This is a genomic window from Rhodophyticola sp. SM2404, assembly GCF_053570515.1.
In genome coordinates, this window is record NZ_JBSEDL010000007.1 from 139208 (window position 1) to 165772 (window position 26565).

General features: G+C 58.5%; 27 protein-coding genes. 7 read left to right on the forward strand and 20 right to left on the reverse strand.

The features are described 5' to 3' along the window. Window positions 1–33: 33 nt before the first annotated feature. Window positions 34–462: a nucleoside deaminase gene (locus ACTYEO_RS11995; RefSeq protein ID WP_449323979.1), complete on the reverse strand. Its 429-nt coding sequence runs from the start codon at window positions 460–462 to the stop codon at window positions 34–36. Window positions 463–536: 74 nt separating this feature from the next. On the opposite strand from ACTYEO_RS11995, the gene ACTYEO_RS12000 reads away from it, so the two are divergent. Continuing rightward, window positions 537–1517, forward strand: a complete 981-nt coding sequence (locus ACTYEO_RS12000; protein WP_449323980.1) for a pseudouridine synthase — start codon at window positions 537–539, stop codon at window positions 1515–1517. Here the strand turns inward: ACTYEO_RS12000 and ACTYEO_RS12005 are convergent. From ACTYEO_RS12005 to ftsY, 3 genes are all read right to left on the reverse strand, one after another. Then, window positions 1486–2106, reverse strand: a complete 621-nt coding sequence (locus ACTYEO_RS12005; protein WP_449323981.1) for an inner membrane-spanning protein YciB — start codon at window positions 2104–2106, stop codon at window positions 1486–1488. The genes ACTYEO_RS12000 and ACTYEO_RS12005 overlap by 32 nt on opposite strands. Window positions 2107–2117: 11 nt before the next feature. Continuing rightward, complete coding sequence (locus ACTYEO_RS12010; protein WP_449323982.1) at window positions 2118–3020, reverse strand: EamA family transporter; 903 nt, start codon at window positions 3018–3020, stop codon at window positions 2118–2120. Window positions 3021–3081: 61 nt separating this feature from the next. Beyond that, window positions 3082–4263 carry a signal recognition particle-docking protein FtsY gene (ftsY, locus tag ACTYEO_RS12015; protein WP_449323983.1) on the reverse strand — a complete coding sequence of 394 codons (1182 nt, stop codon included), beginning with the start codon at window positions 4261–4263 and terminating at the stop codon, window positions 3082–3084. Between the two features lie 101 nt (window positions 4264–4364). Here ftsY and ACTYEO_RS12020 point away from each other — a divergent pair, with 101 nt between their 5' ends. Then, on the forward strand, window positions 4365–5516 hold the full coding sequence (locus tag ACTYEO_RS12020) for an alkane 1-monooxygenase (RefSeq protein ID WP_449323984.1): 1152 nt from the start codon (window positions 4365–4367) through the stop codon (window positions 5514–5516). Here the strand turns inward: ACTYEO_RS12020 and ACTYEO_RS12025 are convergent. From ACTYEO_RS12025 to ACTYEO_RS12050, 6 genes are all read right to left on the reverse strand, one after another. Further along, window positions 5513–6352, reverse strand: coding sequence for an ATP-binding protein (locus tag ACTYEO_RS12025; RefSeq protein WP_449323985.1), 840 nt, complete (start codon window positions 6350–6352; stop codon window positions 5513–5515). The genes ACTYEO_RS12020 and ACTYEO_RS12025 overlap by 4 nt on opposite strands. Then, complete coding sequence (gene tatC, locus ACTYEO_RS12030; protein WP_449323986.1) at window positions 6349–7236, reverse strand: twin-arginine translocase subunit TatC; 888 nt, start codon at window positions 7234–7236, stop codon at window positions 6349–6351. The genes ACTYEO_RS12025 and tatC overlap by 4 nt, the downstream gene beginning before the upstream one ends. After that, window positions 7233–7829, reverse strand: coding sequence for a Sec-independent protein translocase protein TatB (tatB, locus tag ACTYEO_RS12035; RefSeq protein WP_449323987.1), 597 nt, complete (start codon window positions 7827–7829; stop codon window positions 7233–7235). Before tatB ends, tatC begins: the two co-directional genes overlap by 4 nt. A 37-nt stretch (window positions 7830–7866) precedes the next feature. Next, window positions 7867–8088 carry a twin-arginine translocase TatA/TatE family subunit gene (locus tag ACTYEO_RS12040; protein WP_449323988.1) on the reverse strand — a complete coding sequence of 74 codons (222 nt, stop codon included), beginning with the start codon at window positions 8086–8088 and terminating at the stop codon, window positions 7867–7869. A gap of 167 nt (window positions 8089–8255) precedes the next feature. After that, window positions 8256–9353: an ABC transporter ATP-binding protein gene (locus ACTYEO_RS12045; RefSeq protein WP_449323989.1), complete on the reverse strand. Its 1098-nt coding sequence runs from the start codon at window positions 9351–9353 to the stop codon at window positions 8256–8258. 55 nt (window positions 9354–9408) lie between these two features. After that, the gene (locus tag ACTYEO_RS12050) at window positions 9409–10188 is read right to left on the reverse strand and encodes an SDR family oxidoreductase (RefSeq protein ID WP_449323990.1); all 780 of its coding nucleotides are present in this window, start codon (window positions 10186–10188) and stop codon (window positions 9409–9411) included. A gap of 118 nt (window positions 10189–10306) precedes the next feature. Between ACTYEO_RS12050 and ACTYEO_RS12055 the strand changes: the two genes are divergently transcribed. The 5 genes from ACTYEO_RS12055 (at window position 10307) to ACTYEO_RS12075 (ending at window position 16172) form a co-directional block, all read left to right on the forward strand. Beyond that, window positions 10307–11323 (forward strand): Hint domain-containing protein, encoded by a 1017-nt coding sequence (locus ACTYEO_RS12055; protein WP_449323991.1) that lies wholly within the window; start codon window positions 10307–10309, stop codon window positions 11321–11323. Between the two features lie 63 nt (window positions 11324–11386). After that, window positions 11387–12994 carry a peptide chain release factor 3 gene (locus ACTYEO_RS12060; protein WP_449323992.1) on the forward strand — a complete coding sequence of 536 codons (1608 nt, stop codon included), beginning with the start codon at window positions 11387–11389 and terminating at the stop codon, window positions 12992–12994. Window positions 12995–13017: 23 nt separating this feature from the next. Next, entirely contained in the window at window positions 13018–13617 is a 600-nt protein-coding gene (locus ACTYEO_RS12065; protein WP_449323993.1) for a hypothetical protein, read from the forward strand. Between the two features lie 35 nt (window positions 13618–13652). After that, window positions 13653–14150, forward strand: a complete 498-nt coding sequence (locus ACTYEO_RS12070) for a hypothetical protein (protein ID WP_449323994.1) — start codon at window positions 13653–13655, stop codon at window positions 14148–14150. A gap of 195 nt (window positions 14151–14345) precedes the next feature. Beyond that, window positions 14346–16172 carry a DEAD/DEAH box helicase gene (locus tag ACTYEO_RS12075; RefSeq protein ID WP_449323995.1) on the forward strand — a complete coding sequence of 609 codons (1827 nt, stop codon included), beginning with the start codon at window positions 14346–14348 and terminating at the stop codon, window positions 16170–16172. Window positions 16173–16249: 77 nt separating this feature from the next. Here ACTYEO_RS12075 and ACTYEO_RS12080 read toward each other — a convergent pair whose 3' ends face one another. The 10 genes from ACTYEO_RS12080 to nuoI all read right to left on the reverse strand — a co-directional run bounded on the left by ACTYEO_RS12080 (window position 16250) and on the right by nuoI (window position 26565). Continuing rightward, a complete protein-coding gene (locus ACTYEO_RS12080; RefSeq protein ID WP_449323996.1) occupies window positions 16250–17923 on the reverse strand; it encodes a ribonuclease J in 1674 nt (557 codons plus the stop codon). Continuing rightward, window positions 17920–18699: a type III pantothenate kinase gene (locus tag ACTYEO_RS12085; RefSeq protein ID WP_449323997.1), complete on the reverse strand. Its 780-nt coding sequence runs from the start codon at window positions 18697–18699 to the stop codon at window positions 17920–17922. The genes ACTYEO_RS12080 and ACTYEO_RS12085 overlap by 4 nt, the downstream gene beginning before the upstream one ends. A 23-nt stretch (window positions 18700–18722) precedes the next feature. Beyond that, window positions 18723–19472: a biotin--[acetyl-CoA-carboxylase] ligase gene (locus ACTYEO_RS12090; RefSeq protein WP_449323998.1), complete on the reverse strand. Its 750-nt coding sequence runs from the start codon at window positions 19470–19472 to the stop codon at window positions 18723–18725. Further along, complete coding sequence (nuoN, locus tag ACTYEO_RS12095; protein ID WP_449323999.1) at window positions 19473–20915, reverse strand: NADH-quinone oxidoreductase subunit NuoN; 1443 nt, start codon at window positions 20913–20915, stop codon at window positions 19473–19475. Window positions 20916–20924: 9 nt separating this feature from the next. Next, window positions 20925–22469: an NADH-quinone oxidoreductase subunit M gene (locus ACTYEO_RS12100; protein WP_449324000.1), complete on the reverse strand. Its 1545-nt coding sequence runs from the start codon at window positions 22467–22469 to the stop codon at window positions 20925–20927. 9 nt (window positions 22470–22478) lie between these two features. Then, window positions 22479–24635, reverse strand: a complete 2157-nt coding sequence (gene nuoL / locus ACTYEO_RS12105) for an NADH-quinone oxidoreductase subunit L (protein WP_449324001.1) — start codon at window positions 24633–24635, stop codon at window positions 22479–22481. Window positions 24636–24639: 4 nt separating this feature from the next. Next, complete coding sequence (nuoK, locus tag ACTYEO_RS12110) at window positions 24640–24948, reverse strand: NADH-quinone oxidoreductase subunit NuoK (RefSeq protein WP_449324002.1); 309 nt, start codon at window positions 24946–24948, stop codon at window positions 24640–24642. 103 nt (window positions 24949–25051) lie between these two features. Further along, on the reverse strand, window positions 25052–25666 hold the full coding sequence (locus tag ACTYEO_RS12115) for an NADH-quinone oxidoreductase subunit J (protein ID WP_449324003.1): 615 nt from the start codon (window positions 25664–25666) through the stop codon (window positions 25052–25054). A 3-nt stretch (window positions 25667–25669) separates the two neighbouring features. Beyond that, the gene (locus ACTYEO_RS12120) at window positions 25670–26074 is read right to left on the reverse strand and encodes a carboxymuconolactone decarboxylase family protein (RefSeq protein WP_449324004.1); all 405 of its coding nucleotides are present in this window, start codon (window positions 26072–26074) and stop codon (window positions 25670–25672) included. Then, window positions 26071–26565, reverse strand: coding sequence for an NADH-quinone oxidoreductase subunit NuoI (nuoI, locus tag ACTYEO_RS12125; RefSeq protein WP_449324005.1), 495 nt, complete (start codon window positions 26563–26565; stop codon window positions 26071–26073). The genes ACTYEO_RS12120 and nuoI overlap by 4 nt, the downstream gene beginning before the upstream one ends.

Sequence of the window (26565 nt, forward strand, 5' to 3'; positions counted from 1 at the left end):
CTTGGGCCTTTCGCGCCCATAAGTCAACAGCGCTTAGCGGCGCTCGGCAAAGAAATCCTTCAGGATGAGAGCCGCCTCATCCTCGGAAATACCGCCATAGACCTCGGGGCGGGAATGGGATTGGGCATGGTCAAACACCCGTGCGCCCTGCGCCACCCCCCCAGATTTCGGATCATGCGCCGCAAAATAAAGCCGCGAAATCCGCGCCGCTGAAATGGCCCCTGCACAGGCGGGACAAGGCTCAAGGCTCACCCAAAGGTCACATCCCGTCAGCCGCTCGCTGCCCAAAGCCGCACAGGCCGCACGGATCGCCAGCATTTCGGCATGCGCCGTGGGGTCGGTCAATTCGCGCATACGGTTGCCCGCACGCGCAATGATCTGCCCTTCCCTGACCACCACAGCCCCAACAGGCACCTCACCGCGCACAGCCGCCGCACGCGCTTCCTCCAAGGCTTGAGGCATATATGAGTGAAATCCCGTCATCCGCTCTTTCATCACGGCTTTCCAACAGCCTGTCAAACCGCTAGGGCAAGGATATGAGCACAGACACACCCAAAGAGACCCCAAAGGGCGAGCGCATTGCCAAGAGACTGAGCCGCGCAGGCGTGGCCTCGCGCCGTGAAGCCGAGCGCATGATCGAAGCGGGCCGCGTAGGCGTCAATGGGAAGATCATCGACAGCCCCGCCCTAAATGTCACCGAGCGCGACCGTATCACCGTCGATAAAGCCCCCCTGCCCGAGGCCGAGCGCCCGAGGCTCTGGCTCTACCACAAGCCGCTAGGGCTGGTGACGACCAATGCCGATGAAAAAGATCGCGCCACTGTGTTTGACAATCTGCCCGAAGGCCTGCCGCGCGTGATGAGCGTGGGGCGCCTCGATATCAATTCCGAAGGCCTGTTGCTGCTGACCAATGATGGAGGGCTCAAGCGCAAGCTGGAACTGCCCTCCACGGGCTGGATGCGCAAATACCGCGTCCGCGTCAAAGGCACCCCCAAGGATGAAGATTTCGCCCCCCTTCGCAAAGGCCTTGTGCTGGAGGGGGAGCGGTTTCAACCCATGACGGTCTCCCTTGATCGCCAGCAAGGGGCCAATGCTTGGCTGACGGTTGGCCTTCGCGAGGGCAAAAACCGTGAAATCCGCCGCGCCATGATGGCCATCGGTCTGGATGTGAACCGCCTTTTGCGTATCTCCTACGGGCCGTTTCGCCTTGGCGATGTCAAAGCGGGCGAGGTCGAAGAGATCAAAGGCCGCATTCTGGCCGATCAACTGGGGTTAGACGAATTGGTCGAAGGCCATGCCGAGGCTAAACCAAAATCGGGTCGTCAATTGCGCAAACCCGGTGGAAAGCCCATGGCGGCACGGTCCGGCACAAAACCTGATAGCCGATCAGACCGCCGCGCGGGTGGGCAGAAACCAGACCGTGCGCCAAGCAAATCCGCGGAACGCCCAACAGGCAAGCCCGGCGGCTTGCGCAAAAAGCGCCCCTCTAGCCCGCGTCCGTCTCCGAAGTCTCGCTAAGGCTGTAGCGCTCGATCACCTTGGCTTGCGACATGAAGGTCACGAATAGAAAGGCTGGAAGGGCAAAGGTCTCGAAGGTCACCCAGAACTGATCGGATTGGGTGCGCCAGACGATCTCATTGGCTACCGCCATCACCCCGAAAGCAATCGCGATACGGCGGGTGATGATCATCCAGCCTTCCTGTTTCATCGGCAGCATCTCTCCCATCAGGGATTTCAGCCAGCTTTGCCCCAGCAACAGCCCAATCCCCAAAACGCCCGCGAAAAACGCATAAACGATGGTCGTCTTCATTTTGAAGAACCGCTCATCATTGAACCACACGGTCAATCCGCCAAAAACCACCACCATAATCATGGTGAATATCTGGATGCGCGACAGCTTGCCCGTCAGCTTCCAAGACACAAGAATAGCCGCCAGCAAGATCGGGATGAACAAGGCCGTGACGATGATAAACCCGTCATACTCCGTACCCGCCACGGTGATTACAGTGTCCTGCAGCCAGAGATAGACCACAAAAAACAACAGCGCAGGCCCAAGATCGAGCGCTGATTTCAGCCATTGTGGAACGGGACGGGGGTCTTGTTGCATGCTGTTTCCTTTTATCCGCCCACCTCAACTATCACCGCGCCCGCTGCAATCAACCCCATAAGGGCCAATCGCCGCGGCCCGACCGTTTCCTTCAAAAACAACCAACCGATCAAAGCGGCAAAAACCGTGGAGGTCTCGCGCAAGACCGCGGCCTCACCTACCTGATCAAGACGGGTGGCCAACATGACCGATCCAAAAGATGCAAAAGCAACCAAACCGCCAAAAACACCCCGCAGCGCCAAGGGGGCAAATGGTGGCCTGTCCGCAGCCCTCAGGTAGAACCTTGCCGCGATGCAGGGAAACAGCAGCCCGTCGATAAAGAAAAACCAAGCCAGAAAGGTAAACGGGTCCGCGGTCGCGCGAATGCCATAGGCATCAAAGGTAGTATAGGCCGCCACAAACAGCCCCGTGACCACGGCAAAAAACAGCGCAGGCACAAGCCTGTCGCGATCCACGGTGACATGCACCATATTATAGGCCGCCAAACCATAAAGCCCTGCCAGCAAAACGCCCACGCCCGCCCATTGGACCCAAGAAAAGCTCTCGCCAAAAACAAGCCCCGCCCCGATCACGGCAAAAAGCGGCCCCGTGCCCCGCATCACGGGATAAACGACGGTATAGGCCCCGCGCCTGAAACTGGCCAAAACCGCCCATTTATAAAGACCATGAATGATAAAAACGCCCATAAAAATGGGCCACATATGCGGCTCGGGCCAAGGCACCAGAAAAAGCGCAAAAGGCGCGGCCATCACCATATAGGAGAAATCTATCGCACCGCGCGCCAGAAGCGGGTCATGCCGCCCCTTTTGCAAAGCGCCAAACACCGCATGCAAAAAGGCCGCCATCAGCGCCAGCATCAGCGCCAATCTCTCGCCCTGCGGCGTGCCCTCCAGCGCGACGATCAGGTCCCCCAAAGGTCCCTGCTTTCATCTTTCCCGAAATACGACCGCCGGAGGCGGCCTGACATCTGCCACCTCATCCCTCAGTTCCGGTCAATGCGCGGGCAAATTCCTCAGGGTCAAAGGCTTGCAGGTCATCAATCTGCTCCCCCACACCAATGGCGTGAATGGGCAGCCCGAATTTATCGGCCAAAGCCACCAAGACACCACCCTTCGCGGTGCCATCCAGCTTGGTCATGATCAGCCCCGAAACATCCGCAAGCTTTTGAAAAATCTCGACTTGGCTCAGCGCATTCTGGCCCGTGGTCGCATCCAGCACCAGCAAGGTGTTATGCGGCGCATCAGGGTCTTTCTTTCGAATAACCCGCACGATCTTGGCCAATTCTTCCATCAGATCGGCGCGGTTTTGCAGCCGTCCTGCCGTATCGATCAGCAACAAATCTGCCCCCTCGGCCTCGGCTTTGACCATCGCATCAAAGGCTAAAGCGGCAGGGTCCGAGCCTTCAGCGGCGGTCAGCACAGGCACGCCTGCGCGCTCGCCCCAGACCTGAAGCTGCTCAACGGCGGCGGCGCGAAATGTATCGCCCGCTGCAATCACAACCTTCTTGCCAGCGGCCTTGAATTGCGAGGCCAGCTTGCCAATCGTGGTGGTTTTGCCCGAACCGTTGACCCCCACCACCAGCACAACCTGCGGGGTTTTGGGATAAATCGGCAAAGGACGCGCCACAGGTTCCATCACCTGTGCAATCTCACGGGCCAAAAGCTGTTTGATCTCAGGGGCCGACATCAATTTGCCGAAACGCCCCTCAGCCATATTGGCCGTCACGCGCATGGCTGTCTCCACGCCCATATCGGCGGTAATCAACAGCTCTTCAAGCTGCTCCAGCATCTCGTCATCCAACGCGCGGCGCGGGGCAGCGCTGCGCCCCATAAGCCGCCCCAACAGCCCAGATTTTGCGGGCTCCTCGGCCTCTAGCTCCTCCAATCCAGCGGCAACGCGCAGATCGGGCTGTGGCATCGGCTGCTCTTCGGGCGCGGGCGGCTCCGCAGGTTCAGGCTCAACGATTTCTTCGGGCAGGGCCTCAGGCTCGGGCGCGGCGGGCGCCTCGGATGGCTCGGCCTGTGCGGCTGCGGGCCCCTCAAGCGCGTCTTCCTGCGCAGGCTCAACAGCCCCTTCTTCGATAATCGCCTCCAATCCTTCGTCGAGTTTCGACGAGGACCTGAACATACGATCTTTCATTTTCTTGAAAAAAGACATCGAACCCTCTTCCGCCTGATCCAAATGACCTAATACGCGCGCGGCCCGATGGGAAGCCCAAGAGGCCCGCTATCGCCTGAAACGCGGCCCATGGCTGCGACATGGCGGCACGCAATCTGTCGCAGTCACGCCTTTGCCCCACGCAGATGCGGGACTATACTGGCGCAACAGGCACCCCTCAAAGGCAGAGCATGACCAAGGACCAAGTGATCTTCTTCCGCTATGCAACAGCCACGCTGCCCGTCTTGGCGCTGCTGCTTCTGGAGGTGTTGGTGGCAGGCCCTTGGGGCGTGATCGCCCTTGTCTACCTGACCCTTTTCGCGGCCCTGCTGGATAAATGGCTGACCCCACCGATCAGCAGCGATATCGCACAGGCTGAGCCGCGCTGGCCCGACCGCCTCTCGGCCCTCCTCGGGCTTGGGCATCTGGTGCTTTTGCCCTGTCTGATGCTCTATATCGCCAGCCCCGCGCATGGGGTAGGCGAAAAGCTGGTGAGCTTGCTCGCGGTCGCCTCTTTCATGGGGCAGATCAGCCACCCCAATGCGCATGAATTGATCCATCGCCGCCCCGCTTGGCTGTCGGGGCTGGGGATGGCGGTGTATACCAGCATGATCTTCGGGCAGCATGTCTCGGCCCATAGGCTGGTGCATCACCGCTTTGTCGGCACCAAAGACGACCCCAATACACCGCTGAGCGGCGAGAGCTTCTGGCGCTATTTTCCAAGGGCTTGGATCGGCTCCTTCAAAGCAGGGTTGGCGCAGGAAAACGCAAAACTCACCCGCAAATCCATGCCCGCCCATAGCCTGCAAAACCCCTATTATATCTGGATTGCGGGCGGCGCGCTGACCTTGATACTGGCCCTTGCCTTGGGCGGGGTTGCGGGGCTTTTTGCGATGATTGGTTTGTCCGCCCTCGCTCATATCCAGATCATGCTATCGGATTATATCCAGCATTACGGATTGACCCGCCTGACGCGCTCTGACGGGCGGCTTGAGCCTGTGGGGGCGCATCACAGTTGGAACGCACCGCGCGGGTTCACCTCATATCTGATGCTCAATGCCCCCTCGCATTCCGATCATCACATGCATCCAGATCGCCCCTATGACAGCCTTACGGTCAGCAAGGGCGAGCCCGTTTTGCCCTTTTCCATGCCGATCATGGCGGTGATCGCCACGATCCCGCCTGTCTGGCATCGCAATATGGATAAACGCGCCGCGCGGGTCATGGCGGCGGCACAGGCGGCATTGCCCTAAAGCGTCACGCCTTTGCGACCCGCAAGATCAGTGAAATACTGCCATGCCACACGGCCCGAACGCCCGCCGCGCGTGGCCTGCCATTCGATTGCCTCGGCGCGCAGAATATCCGCCGAAATGTCGACCCCATGGGCCGCGCAATAACCTTCGATCATCGAGAGATATTCATCCTGTGAACAAGGATGGAAGCCAAGCCAGAGGCCAAACCGATCCGACAGGCTGACCTTTTCCTCAACCGCCTCAGACGGGTTGATCGCCGAGGAGCGCTCATTCTCGATCATATCGCGCGGCATCAGGTGGCGGCGATTGGAGGTGGCGTAGAAAATCACATTATCGGGCCGCCCCTCGACGCCTCCGTCAAGCACGGCTTTGAGGGATTTGTAATGCTGGTCATCATGGCTGAACGAAAGGTCATCGCAGAACAGGATAATCCGCGATGGCGTGTCCCGCATCAGCCCCAACAAACGCCCGATCGAAGGGAGGTCCTCGCGCTGCACTTCCACCAGTTTGAGGTCATGCCCTTCCGCACAGACAGCGCCATGCGCGGCCTTCACCAGTGAGGATTTTCCCATGCCGCGTGCGCCCCAAAGCAGCGCATTATTGGCAGGGTAGCCACGTGCAAATTGGCGGGTGTTTTCCAAAAGGGTATCGCGAGAGCGATCAATTCCCAAAAGCAGCGACAAATCCACCGCATTCACCTTGGGCACGGGGGCCAGATGGTCGGGGCTTGCATGCCAGACAAAGGCATCCGCAGCCGTCCAATCAGGTGTTTCGGCAGGCTTGGGTGAGAGCCGCTCCAGCGCATCCGCGATCCGGTTCAGCACCTCGTCATTCATGCTTTGGGGTCTTCCGTCTCCGCCTCATCCTCGTCTTCATCAAACAAGCCTTCGGCACGCAGTTCCGCCTCACGCTTGCGCTCGACCATACGGACCAGCTGGATGGAGATTTCGTAAAGGCCATAGACAACCGTAAACAGGATCATCTGCGTCACGACATCAGGCGGGGTCACCAAAGCGGCGACAATCAGGATGCCAACAACCGCATATTTACGCATATTGCGCAGCCCTTCGGCTGAAACCAGCCCTGCCTTGCCCATCAGGGTCAGCAGAACAGGAAGCTGGAAGCACAGGCCAAAGGCGAAGATGAACTTCAGCGCGATATCGAGGGATTCCTTGACCGATCCCAGAAACACCGTCTGCAATTCGTCATTGCCAGCATTCGGGTTCGAGAATGTTCCATCCCCCGCGATCAGGTTTGCAAGGGCGGGGATCGCATCGGAAAACCCGATGAAGAACTGCATCGCCAGAGGCGTCACCACATAATGGGCAAAAGCCGCGCCCAGAAGGAACAGGGCGGGCGAGGCGATCAGGAAAGGCAGAAACGCGTTTTTCTCGGTCTTGTAGAGACCGGGCGCCACAAAGCTCCAGAGTTGGTAGCCGATCACGGGGAATGAAACAGCAAAGCCCATAATCACCGAAATCCGGATCAGGACAAAAAATTTCTCTTGCGGTGCGGTAAAGATCAACCGCGCATCCTCGCCGCGCGAACGCAGCACGTCCGCCAGAGGTTGCGAGATGAATTCCAACAAAGGCTCGGCCACGGTGAACATCAACACCATGGCGATGATAAAGGCCAAAACGGAGCGGATAAGCCGTGTACGCAGCTCGGCCAAATGCTCGATCAGTGGGGCCGAGCTGTCTTCAAGCTCTTCGTCTTTCATGTCTTCTCCGTGTCCGAGGCGGTATCGGCAACGGGCGTTTCACTCTCGGCAGCTTTCGCCTTGGTCGCTTTGGCTGTTGCAGGTTTTGCCTTGGGCGCAGCCTTTGCCGCGGCTTTGGGCGCAGCTTTCGGCTTGGCCTTAGGGGCGATCTCGGGCTCGGGCGCCATCAACTCTTCATCGGCTTGCTTGGCGGCAGCCAGCTTGGCCGAGCGGATCTTTTCATCCTGCGCGGCGCGCTTCTTGGCAGCAGCCTTGGCCTTGGCAGCGTATTCATCTGCCGATTTGCGCTCCTCGGAGCCTTCAGGGAATTTCGTCGGATCAATATCCTCGAAGGCCTCATTCACCGATTTCTTGAGCGAATCCATCCCGAATTTCTTCGGATTGGTCATCGCGCGCAGATCGCGGTTCAAGTCCTTCATGCCGCTTTGGTCGGCGGCGTCATTCATCGCATTGGTGAATTCCTTGGCCATGCCACGAATCCGCCCCGTCACCTGCCCCGCCTTGCGAAACATCACAGGCAGGTCTTTGGGGCCCACCACGATGAGCGCCACAATGCCGATCACAAGCAATTCCATCCAGCCGATATCAGGCATGGGCGTTCCTTAAGCGTAGCTGCGCAAAGCGCGCAAATTAGGCGTTATCGCGTTCACGCTCAGGGGTGACGTCACGCGCTTCTTCGACGGTGTTCGAAGCGTTCTCGATTTCGTCAGTGCTATCTTTGACGCCACGCTTGAAGGCTGTGATGCCTTTGCCGACTTCACCCATCAAATTCGCGATTTTGCCACGTCCAAAAAGAACCAGCACAACAATCGCGATCAGCACGAGGCCCACGGGGCCGATATTGTTCAACATGTTATTCTCCCTTTGGTATCGGAGGCGCAGGCCCGCGTCCGAAACCGATGTCATTGATCTTTACCTATGGTCTCTGATCGCCGGATCAAAGCCCTCATATTCAAACTTGCGACATTTTTGGGTGAAATCCCCAGATACCGCAAGCAGATTGGCGCAGGTTTTCCGCCTTAGGCGTCGATTTTCTTCGGGAATACGAAGCAACGATCCCGCCGCACCGTCAGCCAAAGCGCTGTTCCGATCTTTGGAAGGAAGACGGCAGGCACCGTGGCCTTGAGGAGTTGGTTGTTGAAATCCATGCGGAACTCAACAAGGCTTTCATGCCCCATAAAGCGCGCACGCTCCACCACGCCGCGTGCGGGAACACCATCGCGCGGGGTCGGATTGGGGCCGCGCCCGTTGCGGTCAAAATCAATTTTTACGTGCTGGGGGCGGAAAATAATCTCCACTTCCGTGCCATCAGCCACACCTGGTGCCAGAAACTGGCCAAAGGCGGTATCGGTCAAAGCGCCGTTTACGCGCCCACGGATCACATTCACATCCGAGAAAAACGCAGCCGCTGCTTTGTCGCAGGGGGTATTATACACATTATAGGGCGCGCCCTGCTGCACGATCTTGCCATCCCGCATCAAAGCGATCTGGTCGGCCATGCGCATTGCCTCTTCAGGCTCATGCGTGACCAGAACAACCGCTGTGCCTTCCTCGCGGAGCAGGTCGAGCGTTTCGTCGCGGATACCATCGCGCAGGCGGTTATCCAGCCCCGAGAAGGGCTCATCCATCAGCATTACGCGCGGGCGCGGTGCAATTGCGCGGGCCAAGGCCACGCGCTGCTGTTCACCGCCTGAGAGCATATGGGGGGATTTCTTGGCATAGCCCTGAAGATCAACCCGTTCGAGCAGTTCCGCCACCCGCGCGGCTTTCTCGGGCTTTGTGCCCTTAAGGCCAAAACCGATGTTCTGTTCGACATTAAGATGCGGGAACAGGGCGAAATCCTGAAAGATCAACCCGACCGAGCGCGCTTCGGGCGGCAGATGCACAGACGCGTCCGAGACGCTTTCGCCATCAACTCGGACAGCGCCTGTTTCCTGCCGCTCAATGCCTGCGATCACCCGCAAGGTTGTGGATTTGCCGCAGCCAGATGGCCCGAGCAGGCACATCACCTGCCCCGATGCCACCTGAAGAGAGACGTTGCTGAGAACCTCGCGCCCGTCAAAGCAGCAAGTTATCGTCTCAACCTCAAGGCGCGGCGCGGAGGGCATTGCTGGCATACCTGATCAATTCCATCGGATTAGGCAGGTAGCAGCCCCTCCGCCCCGTTTCAACCTAAAGCGTCGCGTTGGTGGCACCACCATCAAGCAAGATATTCTGCCCGATGATGAAACCTGCATGTTGCGAGCACAAAAAGGCGCAGGTCTGGCCGAACTCGGCTGCCGTGCCATAGCGGCGCACTGGGATCGAGGCTTCGCGCGCTGCGCGGGCCTCGTCCAAGGTGATGCCGTCGCGCTTGGCAACACCGCCATCCAACATCACAGCGCGGTCGGTTGCGTGAATGCCGGGCAGCATATTGTTGATATTCACCCCATGCTCGGCCACCTGCCGCGCGGTTCCCGCGACATAGCCCGTCAGGCCAGCCCGTGCCGAGTTTGACAGACCAAGCTGCGGGATCGGAGCTTTCACGGATTGCGAGGTGATATTGACGACCCTGCCCCAGCCCTTGCCGATCATCGACGGCAAAAGCGCTTTCATCAGCGCAATCGGGGTCAGCATATTTGCGTCCAGCGCCTTGATGAAATCATCCCGCGTCCAATCGGCCCACAGACCCGGAGGGGGGCCGCCCGCATTGGTCACCAGAATATCGACAGTTGAGGCCGCATCCAGAACCGCCTCGCGCCCCTCCTCCGAGGTGACATCAGCGGCCACGGTGGTGACATTCACCCCGTATTTTGCACGAATATCTTCGGCGGATGCTTCCAAGGCCTCGGCCCCGCGCGCATTCATCACCAGATCAACACCTGCTTCTGCGAGCGCCTGTGCGCAGCCCAAACCCAATCCTTTGGAGGATGCACAAACCAATGCACGCTTCCCTGAAATACCCAAATCCATCGCATGCACTCCCTTTGCTACACGTCTTGCGAAAAACACTATCAGTCGCCCAAGAATTGAACCAGAGCGCTTGACCATAAGCTTGCCAGTTTCTACGGAAGATAAACGGGAGTAATTTATGTCAAGCGTTGATGCACAATATAGTTTTCTAGTTTACCCGATTTCCGATTTTCGTGTGTCGACAGGTGCTAATGAAGGCGACCCGATTGGCCTGCCCAAAGATGTCGTGCAGGGCGATGAATACCGCCTGTCACGCCAAGCCAGCACTTTGAAACTTGCCCTTAGAGACGGGTCGAAAGCCGATCAGATTATCGCGACGGGATCGCAGATTGGATATGTTGGCGATAGCCTGACAATTGATGCTTGCCATACGGTCATGACGCCTGATGGCAGCCTTGCCGAGCTGCTTTTGCTGACGGTTTGGGGCGATGCGCGACCTGCGCGATACTTCCTGCCTTTGGCCGATATGGTGCCCAATCGCGATTATGTGCTGGTCAGCAGCGAAACCGAAAGCGCCCCGCAACGCTTTGCCGATGTCGCCTGTGTCAGCTTTATCGCGGGCACGCATGTCACGCTGTCAACGGGCGCACAAAAACTCGTTGAGGAGTTGGTAGAAGGCGACCGTGTTCTCACCCGCGATCATGGCGTCCAGCCGATCTTATGGGTCGGCCATCAAACCATGCGCGCCATGGGAGCACTCGCGCCGATCCGTATCACGCAAGGCACCATGAGCGTGGTCAATGACCTTGTGCTGATGCCCAATCACCGCCTGTTCATCTGGCAACGCAGCGATGAAATCGGCGCGGGCCGATCCGAGGTGATGATCAAGGCCAGCAATCTGGTCAACGGAGATACCGTGCTGCAAGAAGAAGGCGGTTTTTTCGATACCTATAATATCCTCTTTGATCGCCACCAGATCATCTATGCCGAAGGTGTGGCCGTTGAAAGTCTGATGGTGACGGGCCAGACACGCGCGATTTTGCCTGAGGAATTGCGTGATGTAGGTTCAGATGCCGGTATGGCCGCGTCCATTGAAATCGACACCCCCAATCTGGCCGATCCCGATGATGATATGGCCCAAGCCCTGACGCGGGCCAGCAAAGGCGTCCCAGCCAAACCGCGCAAAAAGAGCTGAGTACCGCAGGCCACGCGCCAAGCACTCTTCCAAAATGCCCCAACGCGGCCTATACCGCGCGCCATGTTGGACACAGCCACAAACCGCCCCGCCCTGCCGCCCGAAATCGCGCGTCGTCGCACCTTTGCGATCATCTCGCATCCCGATGCTGGCAAAACCACGCTGACTGAAAAATTCCTGCTTTTTGGCGGGGCTATTCAGATGGCGGGACAAGTGCGCGCAAAGGGTGAAGCACGGCGCACGCGCTCGGACTTCATGCAAATGGAAAAGGACCGCGGCATCTCGGTCTCGGCCTCTGCCATGTCCTTCGAGTTCGGAAAATACCGCTATAATCTTGTGGACACACCCGGCCACTCGGACTTCTCCGAGGATACCTACCGCACCCTGACCGCTGTGGATGCCGCGATCATGGTGATTGACGGGGCAAAAGGCGTTGAAAGCCAGACCCAGAAGCTGTTCGAGGTATGCCGCTTGCGCGACCTGCCAATCCTGACCTTCTGTAACAAGATGGACCGCGAGAGCCGCGACACATTCGAGATTATCGACGAAATTCAGGAAAACCTCGCAATCGACGTGACCCCTGCCAGCTGGCCCATCGGGGTCGGGCGCGATTTTCTAGGCTGCTATGACCTGCTGCATGATCGGCTGGAATTGATGGATCGCGCGGATCGCAACCGCGTGGCGGAATCGGTGAAGATGGAGGGGCTGGATGACCCGCGTCTTGATGATCACATCCCCGCCGAGATGCTCGCCAAACTGCGCGAAGAAATCGAGATGGCGCGTGAATTGTTGCCGCCGCTGGATCGTGACGCCTTTTTGCAAGGCTCGCTCACCCCCATCTGGTTCGGCTCCGCGATCAATTCCTTTGGCGTGAAGGAATTGATGGATGGCATCGCCGAATATGGCCCTGAGCCGCAAATCCAACCTGCGCAGCCGCGCGAAGTGGCCCCCGAAGAGACCAAAGTTTCGGGCTTTGTGTTCAAGGTGCAGGCCAATATGGACCCTAAACATCGTGACCGCGTGGCTTTCGTGCGGCTTGTATCGGGCCATTTCCAGCGCGGCATGAAGCTCAATCATGTGCGGACGAAAAAACCGATGGCCATCTCGAACCCCGTGATGTTTCTCGCCTCGGACCGTGAATTGGCCGAGGAAGGATGGGCAGGCGATATCATCGGCATTCCCAACCACGGCCAATTGCGCATCGGGGACGCCCTGACCGAGGGCGAGGCGCTGCGGTTCACGGGCATCCCCTCCTTCGCGCCTGAACTTTTGCAAACCTGCCGTGCGGGTGACCCGCTCAAGGCCAAGCATCTGGACAAGGCCCTGATGCAATTCGCCGAAGAGGGTGCCGCCAAAGTGTTCAAGCCCACCTTCGGGTCGGGCTTTATTGTGGGCGTCGTGGGCGCGCTGCAATTCGAGGTTCTGGCCAGCCGGATCGAGCTGGAATACGGGCTGCCTGTGCGGTTTGAGGCCTCGCAATTCACCTCGGCGCGGTGGGTGCATGGCCCCAAAGACAAGGTCGAGGAATTCGCGGCGGCAAACAAGCAGCATATCGCGACCGATAATGATGGCGACCCCGTTTATCTGACCCGCCTGCAATGGGATATCGACCGCGTTGAGCGCGACTACCCCGAGGTCAAACTCAGCGCGACAAAGGAATTGATGATCTGAGGCCTTCTCCCCTTCAAAACCGCGTGCAGCCAACGGGCGAGATCATCGCTGATCGGGCGCGTGGGATGCTGACGGGCAATCGTGGGGTCTTGGGCTTTGACGGGAGCGGCCGGCTTGGCACCTCGCGCTGGAAGCACCCGCATTGGATCAGTTGCACGCTGGAACACCCCAAAGGGCGCTATCAGGGCCCACAACCCGAAGGGCGCTGGACGCCCTTATTCTTTCTGGACGAAGCCGTGGCGCTGGCCGCAGGTCACAGGCCATGCGGCTATTGCCGCCCCGCCGCCTATGCTTCGTTCAAATCCGCTTGGGCAAAGGTGAATGGACCTGCGCTGCACCGAGAGATTGACCAGTGCTTGCATCGATCCCGCGTGGGGCGGGACCGCGTTCAAATCACCCATCGGGCCAATGCAAATTCCCTGCCCAAGGGCAGTTTCATCAGCCTTGAAGGCATCCCCCATCTGGTCCGAGGGGCCGATTGCACCCCCTATAGCCCCATGGGATACGGCGCAGCGCGCAGCTTGCCTGAAGCGGCGGTAACAGTGCTGACACCGCTGCCAATGGTGGCGGTGCTGCAAACGGGATTTACCCCAATGCTGCATCCAAGCGCAGGCCAAGGTTAACGCGGCTTTAACCATACAACGGGCATATCGGCCCCATGTTCCGCGCGCTGATCATTCTGCTGCTTTGCCTTCCTGCCTGTCAGATCCTGCCGCAAGGCGGTGTGGCGCGTAGCGCGGCCAGTGGTGTCGCGGGTGCGTGGTCGGGCCAAGCCGTGATCGCCACGGGGCAGCACCGTGTTCTGGTTGGCGAGGCGCGGGTGATCACCCAAGGGGGGCCGCCTGTCTATCTTCTTCAGATCGGGCAAAGATGGGACGGGGTGGCGCGTCCAATCACGCGCCCCTCTGTCTGGATGGACGGGGTCGAATTGCCCTTTGCCCCCTCCCCGCGCCGCACGCGGTTTTGCGTGGCCGCGGGAGATTGCTTGGGCCATAGCCTTGGCGCGATCCTCATGTCGGCTGATATGTTCACCGCTGCCGCGCAAGAGGGCCTGCAGGCCGAATTGATCGGAACAGATGTGACCCTTGCCATCTCGGCCCCACCAACCCTGTTCTCCGATGCGCTTGCGCGGGCCTTGGCGGCGGGGCTGCTTTAGGGCGTTTCGCGCTGAAAAAGCCACAAATCGAGCTTATTTTTCTGCCTCCTGAGGTGCAGATTTGACCTATCCACCCAGTTGCAGTAGGTCACGCCTTGTGTTGTGGGCGATCCGGCCCGAACGCATCGCGGAGCGCGAGGCCTATGCGCTCCATTCATCATCAGCCGGAACAGGTTCCGGCCAGACTGGACGCATATGACAAAATTTTCTGAACTCAACCTTAATCCCAAGGTCCTCAAAGCTATTGAGGAAGCGGGATATGAAACACCGACCCCAATTCAGGCAGGTGCAATCCCCCCCGCCCTTGAAGGCCGCGATGTATTGGGAATTGCGCAAACCGGCACCGGAAAAACAGCCAGCTTCACGCTTCCCATGATCACGCTTTTGGCCCGTGGCCGCGCGCGTGCACGGATGCCGCGCAGCCTTGTGCTTTGCCCGACCCGTGAGCTTGCCGCGCAGGTTGCCGAGAATTTCGATATCTATGCCAAAAACGTCAAACTGACCAAAGCGCTGCTGATCGGTGGTGTCTCCTTCAAGGAACAAGACCAGTTGATCGACCGTGGCGTCGATGTTCTGATCGCCACACCTGGCCGCCTGCTGGACCATTTCGAGCGCGGTAAACTGCTGCTCACGGGCGTGCAGATCATGGTGGTGGATGAGGCCGACCGGATGCTGGATATGGGTTTCATCCCCGATATCGAGCGCATCTTCAGCCTCACGCCCTTTACCCGCCAGACCTTCTTCTTCTCGGCCACGATGGCGCCCGAGATCGAGCGGATCACCTCGACCTTCCTGTCGAACCCCGCACGGATCGAAGTTGCGCGCCAATCCACAACCTCGGATACGATCACGCAATCCTTGCTGGAATTCACGCCCTCGCGCCGTGACCAAACCGCCAAGGAAAAGCGTGAGATGCTGCGCAAATCCATCGAAGCCGAAGGCGATGCCTGCACCAATGCGATCATCTTCTGCAACCGCAAGGTGGATGTAGATATCGTTGCCAAGTCTTTGCAAAAGCACGGTCTTGATGCCTCGCCGATCCATGGCGATCTGGATCAGGCGCATCGTACACGCACGCTGGACGGCTTCCGCGAAGGCAAGCTGCGCTTCCTTGTGGCCTCGGATGTGGCAGCGCGCGGGCTTGATGTTCCAAGCGTCAGCCATGTGTTCAATTATGACGTCCCCTCCCATGCCGAGGATTACGTGCACCGTATTGGCCGCACAGGTCGCGCGGGCCGTAAAGGCGCTGCGATCACGATCAAAATTCCTGCCGATGACAAGCTCTTGGCGGCGATTGAAAGCCTGATCGGCAACCCGATCCCGCGGGCTGAACTGCCTTGGTCGCCCGAGGGTGGCCGTTCCAGCCAAGCGACTGCCGAGAGCTCGGATGACAAACCCCGTGGCCGCAGCCGTGGCGGACGCGGTCGTGGTCGGAAAGACGCTGTCGCCAAAGACGAGGCAGCCGCCCCTGAGTTGGTTGAGGCCAAGGACACCGAAGCGCCCGGAACCGAGGCAGCACAGGACGTGGCCGAGCCCCCTGCGCAAAAGCAGGAACCGCGCCGCAAGCCCCGTCAGGATCGCAACACAACAGCCGAAAGCGATGGCGAACAGCCACAGCGCGCTGCTCCGCGTGAGCGTGACGACAACCGCCGTGGCGGACGTGGTGGCCGTGGCCGCGATGGTGGTGGTGGCAATCGGGTGGTTGGCTTGGGCGACCATATGCCAAGCTTCATCGCGCTTAGCTTTGATGAACGCCGTGGCGATGCCCCGCGCGCGGAAACTCAGGATACAAGCGACGCCCCTGCCGAGGCCGAGACCGTGGCCGCTGAGACACCCGAGGCGGAAGCCGCGCCAAAGCCCAAGCGCAAACGCGCACCGCGTGCTCGCAAGCCGAAAACCGATGAGGTCAAAGCCGATGACGCACAGACTGATGTTGTGACGTCAGATGAGGCCAAGGCCGATGAGGCAAAGGCAGACACGCCAGCCGAGACCGCCGAGAACAGTGGTGAGACGGCCGCGTAAAACGCGCAATATCATTCAGATCATGAAAAAGGCGGCCCCGCGAGGCCGCCTTTTTTAATGCTGGATATGACCCGCCCTCACGCCATAAGGCGGCTGACAATCACGGTCACTTCGGGTTTCTTACCGATCTCGCCTTGGCAGAGATGGCGCACTTTGCGGCGCACCTCCTCCTGCAGCTTGTTGTCATCCGAGATGGTCTTGGGTTTCAAGACGGGCAGAAATTCGGACAGATCATCCTCGATCATATCAGCCAGCGACTCGCCTTTGCCCACTGTTTCGGGCAGGCCGCGCAGCTCTACCCATGAATCTGCAAGGATCTCATCGTCTTCATCAACGATCAGCGCCACCACAACCAGACCGTTCAGGGCCAGCTTCATTCGGTCCCGCACGACACCGTCAAAGGCCCCGACAAGGGCTGTGCCGTCCAGATAGGTCCGCCCCACATCGATATGCTCAACGGGTCCGGGTTGGTTGCCAGACAACTCGACCATCGTGCCATTGGCTGCGACCACCCCAAGCATGCCCTTATCCATCGCGATCCGCGCATGTTCGCGCAGATGGCGGAATTCGCCATGGCATGGCACGAGGATTTGCGGGCGCACGAGGTCATGCATCGCTTCTAGATCGGGGCGGTTGGCATGGCCCGAGACGTGATAGAACCCCGCCTGCTCATCCACGATCTGCACGCCTTTTTCCGCCAGCGCATTCTGGATGCGGCCAACGCCAACCTCGTTTCCGGGAATGGTTTTCGAGGAAAAGAGGAATGTATCCCCCTCTTTCAATTCCAAGCCAAGATAGGAGCCGCGCGAGAGCGAGGCCGAGGCCGCGCGCCGCTCACCTTGGCTGCCCGTGACAATCAGCATGAGGTTCTCACGCGGGATTTCATTGGCCTGTTCGGCACTGACTGTGCTTGGGAAATCGGTCAGCACGCCCGCCTCAACCGAGGCCTTGACCATACGCTGCATAGCCCGCCCCAACAGGCAGATGGAACGGCCATTGGCACGGCCCGCATCTGCCAAGGTCTTGAGACGCGCCACATTGGAGGCAAAGGTCGTGGCCACGACCATACCTTTGGCCTCGGATATCAAGGCACCAATCGGCTCGGGCAATTGGCTTTCGCTGCGGCCAGCATGACGGCTGAAAATATTGGTTGAGTCGCAGACATAGGCCAGCACGCCATCCTGCCCGATTGCGCGCCACATATCTTCGTCAAAGGCCTCGCCCACGACAGGGTCACGGTCGATCTTGAAATCACCTGAATGCACAACACGGCCATGATCGGTATCAATCACCAGCGCCGAGCTTTCGGGGATGGAATGCGAGACGGGGGCGAATTGCACGCTGAACGGACCTGCCTTCACAGTTTCAGGCAGAGCGCCAACGACCCGAACATTATCGGCATCATGGCCTGCTTCATCCATTTTGCGGCGTGCATGGATCGCGGTGAAAGCGCGGCAATAGACCGGCACTTCGAACTGCCCGTAGAGATGGCCCAAAGCGCCAACATGGTCTTCATGGGCATGGGTGATGAAGATCGCTTCCAAATGGTCTTTGCGCGCAACCAGCCAAGACAGATCAGGCAGGATCAAATCCACCCCGGGCTGGCCATCCATATCGGGAAAGCTGACACCGACATCGACAAGGATCAGGCGCTCTTTTCCCGGCTCACCTACGCCATATACATATGAATTCATCCCGATCTCGCCTGCGCCGCCGAGGGGAAGATAGATAAGCCGGTTACGGTCTGTCATTGCCCAATCATGTCCTTGTTATATTTATGGATGACCGTCAGGCCATGCATTGTCAGATCGTCTTCGATCACGTTGAACAGTACATCACCTGTCGAGAAGAGCGGCGCAAGCCCTCCGGTGCCGACTATTCGCATCTCAACGTTGCGTTCGGCACGAATTCGATCACAAATGCCCTGCACAAGGCCGACATAGCCCCAAAATACGCCAGATTGCATACAGGCCACCGTATTCGTGCCGATCACGTTTTGCGGTTTGCTGATATCGACATGCGGCAAAGCCGCTGCCGCATGGTGCAATGCCTCAAGGCTCAGGTTGACCCCCGGCGCGATGACACCGCCCACATAGGCCCCGTCTTGCGACACCACATCGAAGGTGGTAGCGGTGCCGAAATCCACAACGATCAGATCGCCGCCATGACGGTCAAAGGCGCCTGCCGTATTGACCAGACGGTCAGGCCCGACAGCCACGCCTTGATCGACACGCGGCGGGGCGGGTAAGGCGCAATCGGCTTTGCCAACCACCAAGGGGCGGCAATTGAAATAGCGGTCGCAGAGCACGCGCAGGTTGAAGACAACGCGCGGCACCGTCGAGGAGATGATGCATTCATGGATATCAATCTTGACCCCGTTATGGGCCATCAGGGTGGAGAACCAGACATAATACTGATCCGCCGTGCGTTGATGTTCTGTCGAGGTGCGCAGGGTCACCAGAAATTTGGTTCCGTCCCACACCGAAAACACGGTATTCGTGTTGCCGCAATCGATACACAGAAGCATGCGCCGCTCCCTTTCTTGTCTCGTCAAAAAAAGATCTCTGCCGCCGCGATGGATTTGCGGCCTTCAGATGTCTCAAGCACCAGATTACCCTGCCCGTCCACATCACGGAAAGTGCCCGTTGTCTCGGACTTGCCTGTGCGGGCGGTGATAACCTCGCCCAAGCGGGCGGCATGGGCAAGCCATGCCTCCCTGATCGGGGCGAAACCTTGCGTCAGAAATTGCGTCTCATAGCGTGCATAGGCAGGTGCCAGAAGGTCCAGAAAGGCCTCAGGCATAATGCTGACACCTAGGGCGGTTTTCAGACTGACGGGGCGCACCGCCCCCTCTTCAACGGCATCCATATCGGGGGCGGCGGCAAGGTTGACCCCGATACCGATCACCAGATGGTTGACGCGGCTGCCCACGCCATGGCTTTCCAGCAGGATACCCGCGACCTTGCCACCATTGAGAAGAACATCATTGGGCCATTTCAGCGAAAAGGCTTTCTCCTGCCCTGTCGCGGCAACAAAGGCCTCACGCAAGGCAAGCGCCGCCACAAAGGAGCGCAATGCCACTTCGGCGGGTGGTTCTTTTGGATGCAGGACAAGCGAGGCCGCGAAATTGCCCTTGGGCATGACCCAAGGCCTGCCGCGGCGGCCCCGTGCATCGCTTTGCGAGAGGGCCAGCACCCATTCAGGGCCATCAAGCTGGGGCGCAATGCGTGCGCCCTCGGTCATGGTGCTGTCGATTTCCGCCAAGACGCGGCGGCCCACTCCTGTGGGCCAGCCTGTCATTTAGCGGACCAAGGCCTCGGCTGCCATGGCAGCCAAAGGCTCGATCCCGAAGAGGTTCACGATGCCCGCAAGCATGATCACAGCAGCGCCCACAAGGCCCACCCATTGGATCATATCCATGCTGCCATCAAGGCCATCACGCTCTTCGCCGAAATACATGAAATAGACGATGCGCAGGTAATAATACGCGCCGATCACGGACGCGATCACACCCGCGATGGCCAGCCACGTCAGGCCCGCATCAACGGCAGCCACCAGCACCGCATATTTGCCGAAGAACCCCAGCAGAGGCGGAACGCCCGCAAGGCTGAACATCAACAGCAGGATCGCCAAAGCTTTGGTCGGCTCTTTCGAGGAGAAGCTGTTAAGGCTGGAAATCTCGGTCACAGGACGGCCATCCTTGCTCATGGACAGGATGAAGGCGAAGACGCCGATATTCATCGTCACATAGATCGCCATATAGATCAGCATCGCCTCAACGCCCTGTGCTGTGCCCGCCGAGAGGCCCATAAGCGCAAAGCCCATATGCGAGATCGAGGAATAGGCCATCAGGCGTTTGATATCGGTCTGCCCGATTGCCGCGATCGCCCCAACAAACATCGACACAACCGCCAAGAAGGCCACGATCTGCTGCCAATCGCCAACAGCGCCGCCAAAAGCGTCATGCACCACGCGCGCAAACAGCGCCATGGCCGCCACTTTCGGGGCTGTAGCGAACAGGGTCGTGACAGGTGTTGGCGCGCCTTCATAGACATCGGGTGTCCACATATGGAAAGGCGCGGCCGAGACCTTGAAGGCCAGACCTGCAAGCAGGAAGACAAGGCCGAACAACATGCCAAGCGACAGATCGCCCTCGGTGGTTGCGGCCTCAATAATGCCTGCAAACTGCGTTGTGCCCGCAAAGCCGTAGACCAGCGAGGAGCCATAAAGCAAAAGGCCCGAGGAGAGCGCGCCAAGCACGAAATATTTCAAGCCAGCCTCGGTCGAGCGCACGCTATCACGGCGGATCGAGGCGACGACATAAAGCGCCAGCGATTGCAGCTCGAGGCCCATATAAAGCGCAATCAGATCGCCCGAGGACACCATCATCATCATGCCGACAACAGCCAGTGTCACCAGCATCGGGTATTCAAAGCGGCCCATCTCGTTCTTCGCCATGAATTCTTGGCCCAAGACCAGAACCGCAGCCGCCGAGAGCAGGATGGTTACCTTCGCAAAGCGGGCAAAGCCGTCATCAATGAACATGCCGTTAAAGGCTGCATTGCTGCCTTCACCGGTGACACCGATGAAAAAGGCCATGATGACGAAGACAGCCGCCGTGCTCCATGTAAGCGCAGGGGCCATGCCGTCTTTGGTGGTGTAGACCGCAAGGATCAGACCAGCCATCGCATAGATGGACAGGACGATCTCGGGGATCAGGATGGCAAGATCAGCACCGATCATCGGATCACCTCAGTGGCTGGCGACATCGGACATGCCCGGGGTGTAATGGGCAAGTGCGGTGTCGTATTGGGTCAGGAGCGCCTCGACGGAAGGACCGATAATATCGATCACGAGGCTCGGATAGACGCCCAGAAGAAGCGTCATGAGTATTAGGGGCGCGAAGATGGCCCGCTCACGGCGGTCCATATCGGTGATGGATTTCAGGCTTTCCTTGATCAGATCACCAAAGACCACACGGCGATAGAGCCACAGCGCATAGCCTGCGGACAGGATCACACCTGTGGCGGCCAGAACGCCGATCCAAGTATTGACCTGAAAGACACCGATCAGCGTCAGGAATTCCCCGACAAAGCCAGATGTGCCCGGAAGGCCGACATTGGCCATGGTGAAGAACATGAACACCGTCGCATAGGCAGGCATGCGGTTCACAAGGCCGCCATAGGCGTCAATCTCGCGGGTATGCATGCGGTCATAAATGACGCCCACACAGAGGAACAACGCGCCCGAAATGAAGCCGTGGCTGATCATCTGGAAAATCGCGCCATCGAGGCCCTGCTGGTTGGCGGCAAAAATGCCCATGGTCACAAAGCCCATATGCGCCACCGAGGAATACGCGATCAGCTTTTTCATATCTTCCTGCACGATCGCCACAAGCGAGGTGTAGATGATCGCAATCACCGAGAGCCACAGCACCAGCGGGGCCATGATATCGGAGGCCACAGGGAACATCGGCAGCGAGAAGCGTAAGAAGCCGTAGCCGCCCATCTTCAGCAAGATCGCCGCCAGCACGACCGACCCCGCGGTTGGGGCCTGCACGTGGGCATCGGGCAACCAAGTATGAACAGGCCACATCGGCATTTTGACCGCGAAGCTTGCGAAGAAGGCCAGCCAGAGCAATGTCTGCATGCCGCCTGCAATCTGCCAGCCCATCAGGCTGATCGGCCCTGTATCAAACTGGTGCATCAGCAAGCTTGGGATATCGGTGGTGCCAGCCTCGACAAACATCGCGACCATGGCCACCAGCATCAGCACCGAGCCGAGGAAGGTATAGAGAAAGAATTTAAACGCCGCATAGATGCGGTTCTTGCCGCCCCAAATGCCGATGATGATGAACATCGGGATCAGGCCCGCCTCGAAGAAGAGGTAGAACAAGACCAGATCAAGCGCGACGAATACACCGATCATCAGCGTCTCGAGGATCAAGAGCGCGACCATATAATCTTTGACGCGGTGGTTCACGCCCCAGCAGGCCGCAACCGTGATCGGCATCAGGAAGGTTGTCAGCATCACAAAAAGAACGCTGATCCCGTCCACACCCAGCTTATAGGTCAGCCCCATAAGCCATTCGCGTTCCTCGACCAATTGGAAGCCTGTGTTGTTCGGATCGAACTCCACAAGGATCGCAAGCGAGATCAGGAAAGTGGCCGAGGTGGCCGCAAAGGCCAGCCGTTTGGCATTCAGCCTTGCGGCCTCATCATCGCCTCTCAGGAAGACCGCCATAATGAGCGCGGCCACGAGCGGCAGGAAAGTGACGATGGAAAGTAGGTTGTCCATAGGTCCGTCTCAGCCCCCAATCGCGAGGGTTGCCCAAGTGATCAGGAGAACGATCCCGATGACCATGGCAAATGCATAGTGGAAAAGGTAGCCGGACTGAGCCCGACCCGCGAGGCGGGTGAAGAAGGGGATAATCCCCATCGCCAGCCCGTTGATACCGCCGTCAATCACACGACCATCCCCCTGTTTCCACAGGAAGCGGCCCAACCATTGAGCGGGACGTAGGAACACGGCATCGTAGATTTCGTCGAAATACCATTTATTCAGCAAGAACAGATAAAGCGGACGGTTCGTCTCGGCCCAACGACGCGGCAGGGACGGGTTCGCGATATAGAAGATATAGGCCGTCGCAAGGCCGATCAGCATCGCGATAAAGGGCGAGACCTTGACCCATTTCGGCACTTCATGGGCATCGTTGAGAACATTGTTCCCCGGTGCGGCATGGATCGCCCCTTCGCCAGGGGCACCAGTGAAGACATAGTGATGCGTCTCGCCATAGCCGTCTGACGCATAGGCATCATCTTCGGCGGCGTGGTCATCACTGGCCTCATCGGCGTGATCATCCGCATGCTCATCGCCATGGCCCTCTTCCGCGTAAGGCACGCCGAAGAATTTACCCACCGTATCGGTATGACCAAAGAAGGGGTTGAACCAGACCATACCCGAGAAGACCGCGCCAACCGCCAATGCGCCAAGCGGGATCAGCATAACCTTGGGGCTTTCATGGGCATGCTCATGGGTGTGCTTGTCGCCACGAGGCTCACCATAGAAGGTCAGGAACATCAGGCGCCATGAGTAGAAGCTGGTGAACAGCGCCGAGATCACAAGCATCCAGAAAGCGTAGGAGCCCAGACCACCGCCAAAGGCGAAGGCACTTTCAATCACGGCGTCTTTCGACAGGAAGCCTGCAAAGCCCAAAGGAATGCCGCCCAATGTCAGCACCACGGATGGAATGCCGACACCAGTGATGGCCAGCGTGCCCAACATCATCGCCCAGAAGGTATAGGGGATCTTTTTGCGCAGACCGCCGTAATTGCGCATGTCCTGCTCATGATGCATGGCATGGATGACCGAGCCTGCACCAAGGAACAACATCGCCTTGAAGAAGGCATGCGTGAAGAGGTGGAACATTGCGACCGAATAGACGCCAACGCCTGCGGCCACGAACATATAGCCAAGCTGCGAACAGGTCGAATAGGCGATCACGCGTTTGATATCGTTCTGAACAAGGCCGACAGTCGCCGCGAAAAACGCGGTCGCGGCGCCAACGATGATGATGAAATTCGTCGCATAGGGCGCGTATTCCATGATGGGCGACATGCGGCAGACAAGGAAGACACCAGCAGTCACCATGGTCGCGGCGTGGATCAGGGCCGATACGGGTGTCGGGCCTTCCATCGCGTCTGGCAACCATGTGTGCAGGAACAACTGCGCCGATTTACCCATCGCACCCACAAAGAGCAGCATGGCGATGGTATTGGCCGCATTTAGCTCATAGCCCAAGAAGGTGATCGTCATCTCGGCAAGCTCGGCCCCCATGGGCAGGATCGTCGAGAATTGGATCGAGTCCGTCATCCAGAACAGGGCAAAGATGCCCAAAAGGAAGCCGAAATCACCCACACGGTTGACGATGAAGGCCTTCATGGCCGCCGCACCCGCGCTTGGTTTACGGTAATAGAACCCGATCAACAGGTAGGAGGCCACGCCCACGCCTTCCCAACCGAAGAACAATTGCAGCAGGTTATCGGCTGTGACCAGCGTCAACATCGTGAAGGTGAAGAAGGACAGATAGGCGAAGAAACGGGGGCGGTAGCTCTCGCCTTCGCGGAAATTCTCGTCATGCGCCATATAGCCGAAGGAATAGAGATGCACGAGCGCCGAGACGCTGGTGATCACGATCAGCATGATGGCCGTCAGGCGGTCAATACGGATCGCCCAATCGGCAAAGAACGACCCGCTATCGATCCAGCGGAACAGGCTCTCGGTGTAATAGCCATTGGCATGGGCGGCAGGATCAAAGCTGAGGAACAAGATCCAGCTCAACAAAGCCGAGAGGAACAAGAAGCCCGTCGCTGTAATGCAAGCGGCCTGTTCACCGATCAAGCGCCATGAGAAGCCGCAGATAAGGGCGCCAACCAGCGGGGCGAATAGGAGGATCGTTTCCATCTGATCAGCCCTTCATATTCGAGACATCTTCAACCGCGATGGTGCCACGGTTGCGGAAGAAGCAGACAAGGATCGCAAGGCCGATCGCGGCCTCGGCGGCGGCGACGGTCAGCACGAAAAGCGTAAAGACCTGCCCCGTGAGATCGCCCAGATAGGCTGAGAAGGCGACAAGGTTGATATTGACCGCCAGCAGCATCAATTCCACCGACATCAGGATCACGATGACATTCTTCCTGTTCAGGAAGATGCCGAAAATCCCTATGACGAAAAGCGCTGCCGCCACCGTCAGGTAATGTTCCAATCCGATACTCATCTCGTCTCGTCCCTCCGGGGCTGGCACCGCCCCATGGTCGTTTGGTCTGTTGGCGCAATGCTGCGCTTTGATATGGTGCCCGAAGGCTTGAGCAAGTGACCTGTTACAGCCCCTGCCCCGGTTTTACGTCTTTCAATTCCATCGCCTTGGCAGGATCACGATACATCTGCGTCAAGACATTCTGGCGTTTGACATCCTTGCGATGGCGCAGCGTCAGAACGATTGCACCAATCATCGCCACCAGCAGGATCAAGCCTGCAAGCTGGAAGGCAAGGAAGAAGCGGTCATATACAATGAGGCCAAGCGCTTGGGTGTTATGAACCTGATCAATCGGCGGGATCGGATTGCCAAGGCGGGCATCGATACCGTCTGAATAGACCCATGTTCCATAGGCCAGCCCCAATTGCATCAGCAAGACGATCCCGATCAGCAGGGCCAAGGGCACATAGCGCGCCATCTCGGCCTTTAATTCGGCGAAATCGACATCAAGCATCATCACCACGAATAGGAACAACACCGCGACCGCGCCGACATAAACAATGATCAACAGCATCGCGACAAATTCAGCCCCGAGCAGAACGAACAGCCCCGCCGCAGACAGGAAGCTGAGGATCAGCCAGAGCACCGAATGAACGGGGTTCTTGGCCACAACAACCAGCAGCGCCGCTGTTACAAGCGTCACCGCGAATGCGTAAAAGGTGAGATCGGCTACACCCATGTCTTACTCCTCGGTCCCGTCGATGGCCTGTTTGGCAAGCTCCATCGCTTTGGTCATTGCAGGAACACCGCCAAACAAGGCGGCCATGCCGATCGTCTCGGCGATTTCCTGTTCGGTGGCCCCTGCTTCAATGGCATGGCGCACCGTCAAACGGATTTGCGTCTCGGCATTCGCGCCCTGAACGGTCAGGCCCTGTAGCGTCAGCAAAAGACGTGTCTTTGCATCCAATCCTTCTGGATTGAACTGTTTGCCCCACATCGCCTCGAGCATCTCGGCAGGCACAGTTGGCCAGTTCTGCTCGAACACAGCCCCACCCAAAGCGGGGTTAACCGCCTTGGCCCATTCCTGAGCCATATCCTGCGTCTGTTTGAACAGCGCCTCAAAAGGGTTTGCGGGGGTATCGGTCATCTGTAGGGCGCATCCAGTTCCAGATTGCGCGCAATCTCGGCTTCCCAACGCTCGCCATTGGCCAGAAGCTTGTTCTTGTCGTAGAACAGTTCTTCGCGGGTTTCGGTGGCAAACTCGAAATTTGGGCCTTCGACAATCGCATCCACAGGGCAAGCTTCCTGACAGAAGCCGCAATAGATGCATTTTGTCATATCGATGTCATAGCGCGTGGTGCGGCGGCTGCCATCCTCACGCGGCTCGGCATCGATTGTGATCGCTTGTGCAGGGCAGACGGCTTCGCACAGCTTACAGGCGATGCAACGCTCTTCACCATTGGGGTAGCGGCGCAACGCATGCTCGCCACGGAAGCGCGGGCTTAGCGGGCCTTTTTCATGCGGGTAGTTCACCGTGGCTTTGGGGGCAAAGAAATATTTGAACCCCAGCTTGAAGCCTTTGAAAAAGTCCATCAGCAAAAAGTATTTTGCCGCGCGGGTATAATCGATCTGCGTCAT

Bases quoted from the DNA above. Each gene is read 5' to 3' on its own strand.
- ACTYEO_RS11995 (WP_449323979.1), bottom strand. From the start codon at position 462: ATGCCTCAAGCCTTGGAGGAAGCGCGTGCGGCGGCTGTGCGCGGTGAG.
- ACTYEO_RS12000 (WP_449323980.1), top strand. From the start codon at position 537: ATGAGCACAGACACACCCAAAGAGACCCCAAAGGGCGAGCGCATTGCC.
- ACTYEO_RS12005 (WP_449323981.1), bottom strand. From the start codon at position 2,106: ATGCAACAAGACCCCCGTCCCGTTCCACAATGGCTGAAATCAGCGCTC.
- ftsY (WP_449323983.1), bottom strand. From the start codon at position 4,263: ATGTCTTTTTTCAAGAAAATGAAAGATCGTATGTTCAGGTCCTCGTCG.
- ACTYEO_RS12020 (WP_449323984.1), top strand. From the start codon at position 4,365: ATGGCGGCACGCAATCTGTCGCAGTCACGCCTTTGCCCCACGCAGATG.
- ACTYEO_RS12025 (WP_449323985.1), bottom strand. From the start codon at position 6,352: ATGAATGACGAGGTGCTGAACCGGATCGCGGATGCGCTGGAGCGGCTC.
- tatC (WP_449323986.1), bottom strand. From the start codon at position 7,236: ATGAAAGACGAAGAGCTTGAAGACAGCTCGGCCCCACTGATCGAGCAT.
- tatB (WP_449323987.1), bottom strand. From the start codon at position 7,829: ATGCCTGATATCGGCTGGATGGAATTGCTTGTGATCGGCATTGTGGCG.
- ACTYEO_RS12040 (WP_449323988.1), bottom strand. From the start codon at position 8,088: ATGTTGAACAATATCGGCCCCGTGGGCCTCGTGCTGATCGCGATTGTT.
- ACTYEO_RS12045 (WP_449323989.1), bottom strand. From the start codon at position 9,353: ATGCCAGCAATGCCCTCCGCGCCGCGCCTTGAGGTTGAGACGATAACT.
- ACTYEO_RS12050 (WP_449323990.1), bottom strand. From the start codon at position 10,188: ATGGATTTGGGTATTTCAGGGAAGCGTGCATTGGTTTGTGCATCCTCC.
- ACTYEO_RS12055 (WP_449323991.1), top strand. From the start codon at position 10,307: ATGTCAAGCGTTGATGCACAATATAGTTTTCTAGTTTACCCGATTTCC.
- ACTYEO_RS12060 (WP_449323992.1), top strand. From the start codon at position 11,387: ATGTTGGACACAGCCACAAACCGCCCCGCCCTGCCGCCCGAAATCGCG.
- ACTYEO_RS12070 (WP_449323994.1), top strand. From the start codon at position 13,653: ATGTTCCGCGCGCTGATCATTCTGCTGCTTTGCCTTCCTGCCTGTCAG.
- ACTYEO_RS12075 (WP_449323995.1), top strand. From the start codon at position 14,346: ATGACAAAATTTTCTGAACTCAACCTTAATCCCAAGGTCCTCAAAGCT.
- ACTYEO_RS12080 (WP_449323996.1), bottom strand. From the start codon at position 17,923: ATGACAGACCGTAACCGGCTTATCTATCTTCCCCTCGGCGGCGCAGGC.
- ACTYEO_RS12085 (WP_449323997.1), bottom strand. From the start codon at position 18,699: ATGCTTCTGTGTATCGATTGCGGCAACACGAATACCGTGTTTTCGGTG.
- ACTYEO_RS12090 (WP_449323998.1), bottom strand. From the start codon at position 19,472: ATGACAGGCTGGCCCACAGGAGTGGGCCGCCGCGTCTTGGCGGAAATC.
- nuoN (WP_449323999.1), bottom strand. From the start codon at position 20,915: ATGATCGGTGCTGATCTTGCCATCCTGATCCCCGAGATCGTCCTGTCC.
- ACTYEO_RS12100 (WP_449324000.1), bottom strand. From the start codon at position 22,469: ATGGACAACCTACTTTCCATCGTCACTTTCCTGCCGCTCGTGGCCGCG.
- nuoL (WP_449324001.1), bottom strand. From the start codon at position 24,635: ATGGAAACGATCCTCCTATTCGCCCCGCTGGTTGGCGCCCTTATCTGC.
- nuoK (WP_449324002.1), bottom strand. From the start codon at position 24,948: ATGAGTATCGGATTGGAACATTACCTGACGGTGGCGGCAGCGCTTTTC.
- ACTYEO_RS12115 (WP_449324003.1), bottom strand. From the start codon at position 25,666: ATGGGTGTAGCCGATCTCACCTTTTACGCATTCGCGGTGACGCTTGTA.
- ACTYEO_RS12120 (WP_449324004.1), bottom strand. From the start codon at position 26,074: ATGACCGATACCCCCGCAAACCCTTTTGAGGCGCTGTTCAAACAGACG.
- nuoI (WP_449324005.1), bottom strand. From the start codon at position 26,565: ATGACGCAGATCGATTATACCCGCGCGGCAAAATACTTTTTGCTGATG.